Below are 12,115 nucleotides of genomic sequence, written 5' to 3'. Positions count from 1 at the left end.
TGTTTTACAATGCTAAATTTACCGATGTTAAGAAAATGTTAAACTCATAAAATGACTTGGATAGAAACATAGAATACGCGAGAATCATTATCGGGATAAGATTCTCAAAACAATGGAAATTCATTTTCATACTTATATGTATTTTTTAGTATTAAAAGATTAACTTGGAAATGCTGTTTTAGTTTTACAGGGCTTTCACAACAAAATTACAGAATTATATGATATGACAGACGATTTCTGCATTTTTTTTGACTCAATGCTGGTTTCTATTCAATCCGGAACTGACTCATAAGTCCGATCTGATTGAACAGACGACAGGAACTTTGTACATTGAATGATCGATTATCAAGCAAAACAATGATATATTGTAAAATAATATAATCAATACAATCATTCAGCCTATTGTACCTATTATTTACCAAATAAGAAAAGAAGATGCCAGTTATTCATTGCAATCATTCTTTCTTCTTTACACAAAAACCTCGAAATCGAATAAACTCTATTCAAGTTTTTAATAAATAACGAAGGGGTTTATTATAAACGGTATCCAAGTTTATTATAAACTCTTTTTTGACACTTTCAATATTTGAAATAGAATTATTGCAACAAAAATGGGCAAGAACCTTCACAGTTTCTTGCCCATTCGTTATCCTCGTTATGCAATTTTGCACATTAACCTATTGAACTTTATGTAATAAAATTTATATATTTCATTGTTATTTCTTTATTTTATTGACCTCAAATATACAAAATAAAAAGAAGAAAGTCAATAGGGAAAGCGTGGTTATCTGAAAATAAACACGTAAATTTGTGCCTCGAATTAGAAATAACAGTATAAATCACTATAAATAAAAACTTTATCACTATGGAGTACAATTTCAGAGAAATTGAAAAGAAGTGGCAGAAAAGGTGGGTAGAAGAGAAAACCTACCAAGTTACGGAAGATGATTCGAAGCAAAAATTTTATGTACTAAACATGTTTCCTTATCCATCAGGAGCCGGCCTACACGTAGGTCATCCGCTGGGATACATTGCTTCGGATATTTACGCCCGTTACAAACGACTGCAAGGCTTCAATGTACTCAACCCGATGGGATATGACGCTTACGGTCTGCCGGCAGAACAATATGCTATCCAAACCGGACAGCATCCTGCCATCACTACCGTCAACAATATCAACCGCTATCGCGAGCAGTTGGACAAAATAGGTTTCTCTTTCGACTGGAACCGTGAAATCCGTACTTGCGACCCGGAATATTATCACTGGACGCAATGGGCCTTCCAAAAAATGTTCAACAGCTATTATTGTAACGATGAACAGCAAGCCCGTCCTATCGAAGAACTGGAAAAAGCCTTCGCCATCTACGGAAACAAAGGACTGAACGCCGCTTGCAGCGAAGAAATCAGTTTCACTGCCGAAGAATGGAACGCCAAAAGCGAAAAAGAAAAGCAGGAAATCCTGATGAACTATCGTATCGCTTATCTGGGTGAAACAATGGTAAACTGGTGTGCCGAATTAGGAACTGTACTGGCTAACGACGAGGTAGTAGACGGAGTCAGCGAACGTGGCGGTTTTCCTGTTATCCAGAAGAAAATGCGCCAATGGTGTTTGCGTGTATCTGCGTATGCACAACGCTTGCTTGATGGATTGGACACGATCGAATGGACAGATTCTCTGAAAGAAACCCAAAGAAACTGGATCGGACGTTCGGAAGGTGCTGAAGTGCAATTCAAAGTAAAAGACAGTGACCTCGAATTCACAATTTTCACCACTCGTGCAGATACCATGTTCGGTGTTACTTTTATGGTATTAGCTCCGGAAAGTGAATTGGTGGCACAATTAACGACTCCTGAACAAAAAGCAGAAGTAGACGCTTACCTCGACCGTACCAAAAAACGTACGGAACGTGAACGCATTGCCGACCGTAGCGTTACCGGTGTATTCAGTGGTTCGTATGCCATCAATCCGTTCACAGGTGAAGCAGTACCCGTATGGATCAGCGATTACGTACTGGCCGGATACGGAACAGGAGCTATTATGGCTGTACCTGCTCATGATAGCCGCGACTATGCATTTGCCAAACATTTCGGATTAGAAATCCGTCCGTTGGTAGAAGGTTGTGATGTTAGCGAAGAAAGTTTCGATGCAAAAGAAGGTATCGTGTGTAACTCTCCGCGTCCGGATGTCACTCCTTACTGTGATCTTTCACTGAACGGACTGACTATCAAAGAAGCGATAGAAACGACCAAGAAATATGTAAAAGACCACAATCTGGGCCGTGTGAAAGTGAACTACCGTCTGCGTGACGCTATCTTCTCCCGCCAGCGTTACTGGGGTGAGCCGTTCCCTGTTTACTACAAAGACGGAATGCCTTATATGATCGACGAAGCCAGCCTGCCGCTTGAACTTCCGGAAGTCGCTAAATTCCTGCCTACCGAAACAGGTGAACCTCCATTAGGACACGCAACTAAATGGGCTTGGGATACAGTAAACAAATGTGTCGTAGAAAATGAGAAGATTGACCATGTAACCGTCTTCCCGCTGGAACTGAACACCATGCCGGGATTCGCCGGTTCTTCGGCTTACTATCTCCGCTACATGGACCCGCATAATAATAAGGCATTGGTTGATCCGAAAATAGACCAGTACTGGAAAAATGTAGACCTATATGTAGGTGGTACCGAACATGCAACAGGGCACTTGATCTACTCTCGTTTCTGGAATAAATTCTTGTACGACATGGATGTGTCTGTAATGGAAGAGCCATTCCAAAAGTTAGTAAACCAAGGAATGATTCAAGGTCGCAGTAACTTTGTATATCGTATCAAAGACACCAATACTTTCGTTTCACTGAACCTGAAAGATCAGTACGAAGTTACCCCTATTCACGTAGACGTAAATATCGTATCTAATGATATTTTGGATTTGGAAGCATTCAAAGCATGGCGTCCTGAATATAAAACAGCCGAGTTTATCCTCGAAGACGGAAAATACGTTTGCGGATGGGCAGTTGAAAAGATGAGTAAATCAATGTTCAATGTAGTCAATCCGGATATGATTGTTGAGAAATACGGTGCAGATACACTTCGTATGTACGAAATGTTCCTCGGCCCGGTAGAACAGTCTAAACCGTGGGATACAAACGGAATCGACGGTGTACACCGTTTTATCCGCAAATTCTGGTCGCTGTTCTACAGCCGCACGGACGAATATCTGGTGACAGACGAACCTGCAACGAAAGAAGAATTGAAGAGCCTTCATAAATTGATTAAGAAGGTGACAGGTGATATTGAACAGTTCTCTTATAATACATCTATCAGCGCATTCATGATTTGCGTAAACGAACTCTTCAACCTTAAATGCAGCAAGAAAGAGATTCTGGAACAGCTCGTTATCACGCTCGCTCCTTTCGCTCCGCATGTCTGCGAAGAGTTGTGGGACGTATTGGGACACGAGACTTCCGTATGCGACGCCCAATGGCCTGCATACAATGAAGAATATCTGAAAGAAAATACTGTCAACTATACCATCTCTTTCAACGGAAAGGCACGTTTCAATATGGAATTTGCAGCAGATGAAGCTTCGGACGTTATTCAGGCGGCGGTATTGGCCGACGAACGTTCGCAGAAGTGGATTGACGGCAAGACTCCAAAGAAAATCATTGTCGTTCCGAAGAAGATTGTAAACGTTGTAATTTAAAGTATTAAGTAATAAGTATTAAGTATTATCCGTAGCCGCTATCCCAATATATCCGCCAGGTTAATACTTAATACTTTATACCTAATACTTTAAAAATCCTATTACTTAAAATCCTATGCATAAACTATCAAAAGCAGAAGTAATGAGAGAAGTGAAAGATTATATCTACATCACTCTCGGATTGATAAGCTATTCTTTGGGATGGGCTGCATTCCTGTTACCTTATCAGATAACTACCGGAGGAACTACCGGTATCGGAGCTATTATCTATTATGCAACGGGATTTCCAATCCAATGGTCATACTTCATTATTAATGCAGTTCTGATGACCTTTGCCATCCGGGTATTAGGTCCAAGATTTAGTATAAAAACCACTTATGCTATTTTTACACTGACTTTTCTGCTTTGGTTATTCCAGTTGGTGGTGAACAATTATGTAGAAGCGCCGGATATGACGCCGGACGGTAAACCGTTGTTACTCGGTACAGGGCAGGATTTCATGGCCTGCATTATCGGTGCAGCCATGTGCGGTGTAGGTCTGGGTATCACTTTCAACTACAATGGAAGTACGGGTGGAACAGATATTATCGCCGCTATCGTCAATAAATACAAAGATGTATCACTCGGACGAATGATTATGATTTGTGATGTATTCATTATCAGTTCCTGTTACTTTATATTTCATGACTGGCGCCGGGTTATTTTCGGTTTTGTCACTCTGTTTATCATCGGCGTTGTGCTCGACTGGATTATCAACAGTGCCCGTCAATCGGTTCAATTCTTTATCTTCTCAAAGAAATATGACGAAATAGCCGACCGGATTATTAAAGATGCCGACCGGGGAGTAACAGTACTCGACGGTACGGGATGGTACAGTAAAAACAATGTGAAAGTATTGGTAGTACTTGCCAAGAAACGTCAGTCACTCGACATCTTCCGTTTGGTAAAACGCATTGATCCGAATGCTTTTATCTCTCAAAGTTCTGTTATCGGCGTGTATGGCGAAGGATTCGATAAGCTAAAAGTGAAATAATAACTGGCTGAAAAGTATTGAACAACCTTGTTAAAACAAAAAATAAGATGATGAAACGCAAACTTGTATTTGCTACCAATAACGCTCATAAACTGGAAGAAGTAGCCGCTATCTTAGGAGATCAAGTGGAATTACTAAGTCTCAATGATATCAGTTGCCAAACAGATATTCCCGAAACAGCTGAAACACTGGAAGGAAATGCGCTATTAAAATCTTCCTATATCTATAAAAACTATCATCTGGATTGTTTTGCCGATGATACAGGATTGGAAGTGGAAGCCTTGAACGGAGCTCCCGGAGTCTATTCCGCCCGCTATGCAGGAGGTGAAGGACATGACGCCCAGGCTAATATGCTCAAACTTCTTCACGAACTGGAAGGAAAGGAAAACCGTAAAGCGCAATTCCGCACTGCTATTTCGTTGATATTGGACGGAAAGGAGTATCTCTTTGAAGGAGTGATAAAAGGCGAAATAATCAAAGAAAAACGTGGTGATTCCGGATTTGGCTACGATCCTGTATTCATGCCTGAAGGTTACGACCGGACTTTTGCCGAATTGGGAAATGATATAAAAAACCAAATCAGCCATCGTGCACTGGCTGTACAGAAACTTTGTGAGTTTCTGCAAAGCTAATTATACATACCCACTTAAAATATAAAACACAATGAAGAAAATTACTTTATTTACTTTACTTACGTTACTGTTATGTACTTCATGTGTAACAAAAAAGAAGTTCATGCAGGCAGAAATGGCAGCTACTATAAGCAAAGATAGTTTGCAAGGATTATTGACCGACTGCCGCAATATAAACGCGCAAATGTCGGCACAAATCAAGAACCTTTTGCGTGATACGACCAAAATGGGAAACAGTATCCGCCAATATCAGAGTATGCTGAATGTCAACATGACTGAACAGGAAAAACTAAATGCCCTGTTGAGCCAGAAGAAAAACGAGCTGAACGAAAGAGAACGTACCATCAATGAGTTGCAGGATATGATTAAAGCGCAAAACGATAAGGTACAGAATCTTTTGAGCAATGTAAAAGATGCCTTACTTGGTTTCAGTACCGACGAGCTGACCGTTCGTGAGAAAGACGGAAAAGTATATGTAGCTATGTCCGATAAACTATTATTCCAATCAGGAAGTGCCCGCCTGGATAAACGCGGAGAGGAAGCTCTCGGCAAACTGGCGGAAGTACTAAACAAGCAGACGGACATTGATGTATTTATCGAAGGTCATACGGATAACAAACCGATCAATACTGTACAATTCAAAGATAACTGGGATTTAAGTGTGATCCGTGCCACTTCCGTAGTTCGTATCCTCATCAAGAATTACAATGTAAATCCTTTGCAGATTCAGCCTAGTGGTCGCGGTGAATATATGCCTGTGGATGATAATGAAACAGCCGAAGGCAGAAGTAAGAATCGCCGTACGGAAATTATCATGGCTCCGAAACTGGATAAGTTGTTCCAGATGCTTCAAAGCTCGGAAGAATCCAAATAAAAAATAATTGATTCAATAATCAACAATAAAAAATCCTCCCAGTTTATTAACCGAGAGGATTTTTTTATCTTTAAAGAATTGAATTATTTTAAGACAGTTTCTAACTGTTATTCATTCAAGAACAATAATAGAAACCAAATTTCTTTATAATCCCAACTTAGCTGAAATCTCCAGCATCCGCTGAATCGGCTTCACTGCCTTCTTTGCCACCTCCGGATCTACTGTAATTTCCGGTGACTCATTCTTCAGACACTCATAGAGCTTCTCTAACGTATTCAACCGCATGAAGCTACACTCGTTACATCCGCACGTACTATCGTTCGGTGGAGCAGGGATAAACGTCGTCTGCGGACACTTCTTCCGCATCTCATGCAAGATACCCGATTCGGTAGCCACAATATAGGTGTTTTCCGGATGATTCACTGCATACTTCAACAATGCTGCCGTAGACCCTACCACATCAGCCAGTTTCAATACTGTACTCTTACATTCGGGATGTGCCAAGACCAACGCTTCCGGATGCTGCGCTTTCAATTCCACAATCTTTTCAACAGAGAACTGTTCATGCACGTGACAGGCTCCGTCCCAAAGCAACATATTCCTGTTCGTAACAGAGTTGATATAATTACCCAAATTCCTATCCGGACCAAAGATTATTTTCTCATCTTTTGGGAAGCTTTCCACGATCTGCTTCGCATTGGTGGAAGTCACCACCACATCTGTCACTGCTTTCACGGCAGCTGTTGTGTTGACGTACGAAATAACGGTGTATCCCGGGTGTTCTTTGACAAACTGTGCAAACTGATCCGCCGGACAACTGTCCGCCAACGAACAACCTGCCGCCATGTCGGGTACCAACACTTTCTTGTCCGGACAAAGCACCTTTGCCGTTTCCCCCATAAAGTGAACGCCACACATCACAATAATGTCCGCTTCCGTTTTGGCTGCCCATTGAGCCAATGCCAAACTGTCGCCAACGTAATCGGCGATGTCTTGTATTTCCCCTTTCTGGTAGTAGTGTCCCAGAATGATTGCATTCTTTTCTTTCTTTAGCTCGTTAATAGCCTTTATGAGTTCATTCATAATAATATTCTTATTTCTTTCTTTTTAAAAAAATCCTTTGTTAGTGATGATAGCCTGTTAATAATGTTAGCAAATAAATACGATTTTTCTTGCCGGATAAGTTATTAGTCCATACTTCTGTTTTATGAGTTGGTTATGAACTGATGTGAAGGACAAGATATTCTATCCTACTTGCTTCATTATCAATGAAAGCATTGTTAAATGCCGTCAAATAGGAGTTTGCTATTAACTCCCTGTTGATAAAGTGCAAAGTTAAAAACTTTATGGATATAAACAGGCAGATAAGTGCTGAAAAATATGTTTATGTCTGTGTAGAAAGTTTTGGGTTAGTTTTTTGGAATGTTCATAACGAAGGCCTCTTATACCTTCTTTTGAATAATGCAAGAATTATTTTTCAAAATCTTTGCCGATAGTTTTGACAGGTTTTAAACCGTTATCAACATCTTGTTAACTGAAAAGAATTACCTTTGTGGACAAGAACATAATAAAAGAAAAGACGTATGCGTAAACTGAAAATAACAGAACTGAACCGTATCAGTGCCGAAGAGTTTAAACAAGTTGAAAAACTGCCTCTGGTAGTAGTGCTGGACGATATTCGTAGTTTGCACAATATAGGTTCTGTGTTCCGTACTTCGGATGCTTTCCGTATTGAATATATCTATCTGTGTGGTATAACGGCCACTCCTCCACACCCTGAAATGCATAAGACTGCACTGGGGGCAGAGTTCACTGTCGACTGGAAGTATGTTAATAACGCTGTTGATGTTGTTGATAACCTCAAAAACGAAGGGTATATCGTTTATTCTGTAGAACAGGCGGAAGGAAGCATCATGCTTGATGAACTTCAGCTGGATAAAACCAAGAAGTACGCTATCGTAATGGGAAACGAAGTGAAAGGGGTACAGCAGGAGGTTATTGACCATTCGGATGGCTGTATAGAGATTCCTCAATATGGTACCAAACATTCGTTGAATGTTTCCGTAACTACTGGTATTGTGATTTGGGATTTGTTCAAAAAGTTACACTAATAGTCATAATACAGGATTGGTTAATAAGTTGTTTATAACGAGTTAATAGCTTAGTTAATTCATTCATAATCAATAACTATGTTCTGTTTATAACTATATGGAGCCATGTTGATTCTATGGGTGTTGGGTAATTATTATTATAGTTGTTGATAGTTCGTTTTCAGGCTGTTAATACTTGAGTTTTCAGGTATTAACAGCCTATATGATATGTATTAATAGCTGGGAACTCAAGTATTAACTTCTGAGAAACCGGAAATTAATACCTTGCAGGAAGCTTGTTAATTCTTGAAATGATAACTAGTATGGTTGAGTAGTGATCAATTAGTTTATAAAGTTTATAAACTTATAAGCTGATTGATTTTAGATCTGTCCGTTCTCCACCATCAACACTACACGTTCCGTTAGTTTGTCTTCACCTTGCGGATCATATTCTTTTTTTAAACTGGCTCCGAACAATGCAGCAAAAGTCTGATAGAATCCCGCTTTGAAAGGTCCCATAAATGCTTTTACCAGTTCATAACTGGTAGAATTGCTTTGGCGGTCTATTAATTTAATCAACAGTTTTCCCTGTGCAAACGAGAGTTTTTTCATTCGGGGAGTATATTGATCTTTCAATCCTTTTTCAACCCGTTTGATATGTTTTTGGCGGGCTTTCTCATTGGGTAAAGTCTGAAGATATTCGTAAGTTTCAATGATGGCCTGGTTAATTTCTCTGGAGATAGGATATACCTTTTTCACATTGCGGATCAGTCGGTAATATTCCTGGCGTTCCTTTTCATTTTTGAATTTCAACGGACGGAAAATATACACAGTTCTTAACTGGACACATGGAATGGTATCTCCATTGTAGATACACATCGGAACCAAATATCCATTGATGCTTTGTTTATCTTGAGCTTGCAGGCGCAACGAACAACAAACAATAGCAAACAGCGTCATTACTACTATGTTAAGCCTTCTTTTCACGATACAAAAATAGAATTAAAATTTTATTATTCAGACATTTCTCTTCGATGTTAACCTATTTAAAGTATCTTTGCGGCCTTATCTGTTAAAAAGCAGGAAGAATAAACCATTTTATTGATGAAAACTATTCAACTTTTACGGTTGATAAGTATTATAAACAGCCTGTTAATAATTCCTGCTTGTAGTGCTCAAAACCTTTCTGAAAGTCTTTTAGAAGATGTTCTTGAAGATTTATCCGTTAATAACGGAACTGATAACTCTGTTAATACTCCTAATTGGGAAAATGAATTGGAAGAACTTTCCAATCGTATGCAGGAACCAGTTAATTTGAATGTTGCTACCCGTGAACAACTCGAACAGTTTCCTTTCCTTAGTGATATTCAGATTGAACATTTGCTGGCCTACATCTATATACACGGACAGATGAAAACCATCTATGAACTTCAACTGGTAGAAGAGATGGATAGGCAAACAATCCAGTATTTACTACCTTTTGTCTGTATAAAAGCTATTAACAATGAACCTGCTTTTCGGTGGAAAAGTCTGTTGAAAAGCGCAGCGAAATATGGAAAAAATGAGCTGTTAACTCGCTTTGATATACCCATTTTATAGGCGAAAAGGTTATGAACATACCTATTTAGGACCTTCTGTTTATAACTCTGTGAAATACAGTTTCCGATATAGTGACCGGCTCTATGCAGGAGTCGTTGCTGAAAAAGATGCTGGAGAACCTTTTGGAGCTTTACACAATCGCTACGGCTATGATTATTATTCCTTTTATCTGTTATTAAAAGATTGTGGACGATTAAAAGCATTAGCTGTTGGTAACTATCGGCTTAGTTTCGGACAAGGATTAGTGATTAGCACTGATTATCTGATGGGAAAAACAATCTATGCCTCTTCTTTCAACAATCGTAGTGGCAGAATAAAGAAACACTCTTCCAGCGATGAATACAATTATTTTCGGGGAGTGGCTGCCACTGTTGCTTTATCTAAAGATTGGGATCTTTCCGGTTTCTATTCACACCGTTTATTAGATGGAGTAATCACTGATGGAGCAATCACCTCTATCTATAAAACCGGGCTACATCGAAGTCAAAAGGAAGCAGATAAAAAGAACCTGTTCACCATGCAATTAACAGGTGGAAACGTGAGTTATCAACACAACCGTATCCGACTGGGTATCACCGGTATTTACTACCTTTTCAACCAACCTTATGAACCGGAATTAACAGGCTATTCCAAATACAATCTTCATGGAAACAACTTCTATAATCTGGGGATTGATTATGCTTATCGCTGGCATCGTTTTTCTTTTCAAGGAGAGACGGCCATAGGAAAACAAGGTTGGGCATCTTTGAACCGTTTGCAATATTCACCGGTTCAAAACACTCAAATCATGTTGATACACCGGTTTTATTCTTATAACTATTGGGCTATGTTCGCCCATTCTTTCGGTGAAGGAAGTACGACACAAAATGAACAGGGATATTATATCGGCATGGAGACTTCTCCTTTTGCCTATTGGAAATTTTTCGCCTCATTCGATTTATTTTCTTTTCCGTGGAAAAAATACAGAGTAAATAAACCCTCTCGCGGAACAGACGGATTGCTTCAAGCCACTTTCACTCCACGCAGCCATCTATCCATGTATCTGAAGTACCGCTATAAACGCAAAGAACGGGATTGGACAGGTAGTAAAGGAACACTAACACTTCCTATTTTTCACCATCAACTTCGTTATCGTTTGAACTATTCTTTAGGAGATGTGTTAAGCAGTCGTACAACTTTAGATTATAATCATTTTCATTCTCAGGACAGAGCTGCTAATATAGGATATCAGGTTACACAAATGATATCCTCCCAACTGCCTTGGGCCAGGCTGTTTGCTGACGTTCAGGGCAGTTACTTTTTTACAGACGATTATGATTCGCGTGTATATGCTTCGGAAAGCGGATTGCTTTATACGTTTTACACACCGTCCTTCCAAGGTCGTGGATTTCGCTGCTCCGTTCGTTTCAGATATGAACTGAATAAGCACTGGTTGTTCATAACCAAGTTTGGCGAAACAGTCTATTTAGACCGGAATGAGATCGGTTCGGGCAATGATTTGATCTGTGGAAATAAAAAAGCAGATGTACAAATGCAACTGCGTATTAAGTTTTAATGTATATTTGTCTGCCAGAAATAACAGAAGAATACGATATTAAATGGATGACAGGGCTACTTTTGACAAAATGTTTAATGAATGGTATGCACAGTTTGTATATTTTGCATATTATTTTATAAATGACGCTGAGGTATGCAGAGATATCGTAAGTGATGCTTTTGAGTATTTGTGGCGTAATTATGAAAAGATAGAAGAAGCGACGGCTAAAACTTATCTTTATACAATCATTCGTACACGTTGCATTGACTATCTTCGCAAGCAAAATATCCATGAAGAATATGTAGAGTTCACTTCGCAATTAACTGATAAAATGATAGAAGTCGATTCACAACATTCTGATTCTCGTGTTTTGCGTATTCGTAAAGCTATGGAAAAGTTGACTCCTTATAATTATCATATATTGGAAGCATGCTATATTCATAATAAGAAATATAAAGAAGTGGCCGAAGAATTGAATGTAAGTGTTGCGGCTATTCATAAGAATATAGTAAAGGCTTTGCGTATTCTTCGCGAAGAATTGGGGCAAGAGGGTAACCGGAATAGACTTTAAAAGTAGGCTAAGTAGCCAGCGCCGTGCCATATTGCTATGGTCGGTTTCCGAAAACTCGCCTCCGAACCGGACGTACACC

8 protein-coding genes and 1 pseudogene are annotated in these 12,115 nt (G+C 39.4%); 7 read left to right on the top strand and 2 right to left on the bottom strand.

All coding sequences use genetic code 11. The features are described from left to right. The first annotated feature begins 865 nt into the window (after positions 1–865). From leuS to KFO40_RS24350, 4 genes are all read left to right on the top strand, one after another. The gene (gene leuS, locus KFO40_RS24365; protein WP_004324130.1) at positions 866–3,700 is read left to right on the top strand and encodes a leucine--tRNA ligase; all 2,835 of its coding nucleotides are present in this window, start codon (positions 866–868) and stop codon (positions 3,698–3,700) included. Between the two features lie 115 nt (positions 3,701–3,815). After that, entirely contained in the window at positions 3,816–4,733 is a 918-nt protein-coding gene (locus KFO40_RS24360) for a YitT family protein (RefSeq protein WP_004302802.1), read from the top strand. A 50-nt stretch (positions 4,734–4,783) separates the two neighbouring features. Then, positions 4,784–5,365, top strand: a complete 582-nt coding sequence (locus tag KFO40_RS24355; protein ID WP_032848628.1) for a non-canonical purine NTP diphosphatase — start codon at positions 4,784–4,786, stop codon at positions 5,363–5,365. A 31-nt stretch (positions 5,366–5,396) separates the two neighbouring features. Continuing rightward, complete coding sequence (locus KFO40_RS24350) at positions 5,397–6,239, top strand: flagellar motor protein MotB (protein WP_004302804.1); 843 nt, start codon at positions 5,397–5,399, stop codon at positions 6,237–6,239. A gap of 144 nt (positions 6,240–6,383) precedes the next feature. Here KFO40_RS24350 and nadA read toward each other — a convergent pair whose 3' ends face one another. Next, positions 6,384–7,322: a quinolinate synthase NadA gene (gene nadA, locus KFO40_RS24345; protein ID WP_211146880.1), complete on the bottom strand. Its 939-nt coding sequence runs from the start codon at positions 7,320–7,322 to the stop codon at positions 6,384–6,386. Positions 7,323–7,822: 500 nt separating this feature from the next. On the opposite strand from nadA, the gene KFO40_RS24340 reads away from it, so the two are divergent. Then, positions 7,823–8,350 carry an RNA methyltransferase gene (locus KFO40_RS24340; protein ID WP_211146879.1) on the top strand — a complete coding sequence of 176 codons (528 nt, stop codon included), beginning with the start codon at positions 7,823–7,825 and terminating at the stop codon, positions 8,348–8,350. A gap of 360 nt (positions 8,351–8,710) precedes the next feature. On the opposite strand, the gene KFO40_RS24335 is transcribed toward KFO40_RS24340, so the two are convergent. Continuing rightward, entirely contained in the window at positions 8,711–9,289 is a 579-nt protein-coding gene (locus tag KFO40_RS24335) for a DUF4294 domain-containing protein (protein ID WP_004308443.1), read from the bottom strand. Positions 9,290–9,433: 144 nt separating this feature from the next. Between KFO40_RS24335 and KFO40_RS24330 the strand changes: the two are divergent. Continuing rightward, positions 9,434–11,483: pseudogene (locus KFO40_RS24330) on the top strand (helix-hairpin-helix domain-containing protein). 43 nt (positions 11,484–11,526) lie between these two features. Further along, entirely contained in the window at positions 11,527–12,036 is a 510-nt protein-coding gene (locus KFO40_RS24325; RefSeq protein ID WP_004298736.1) for a sigma-70 family RNA polymerase sigma factor, read from the top strand. Positions 12,037–12,115 lie beyond the last annotated feature (79 nt).

It is taken from the genome of Bacteroides sp. 1001302B_160321_D4 (genome assembly GCF_015667765.1).
In the GTDB taxonomy this organism is placed as follows: Bacteria; Bacteroidota; Bacteroidia; order Bacteroidales; family Bacteroidaceae; genus Bacteroides; species Bacteroides xylanisolvens.
This window is presented reverse-complemented; position numbering and strand designations above follow the sequence as displayed.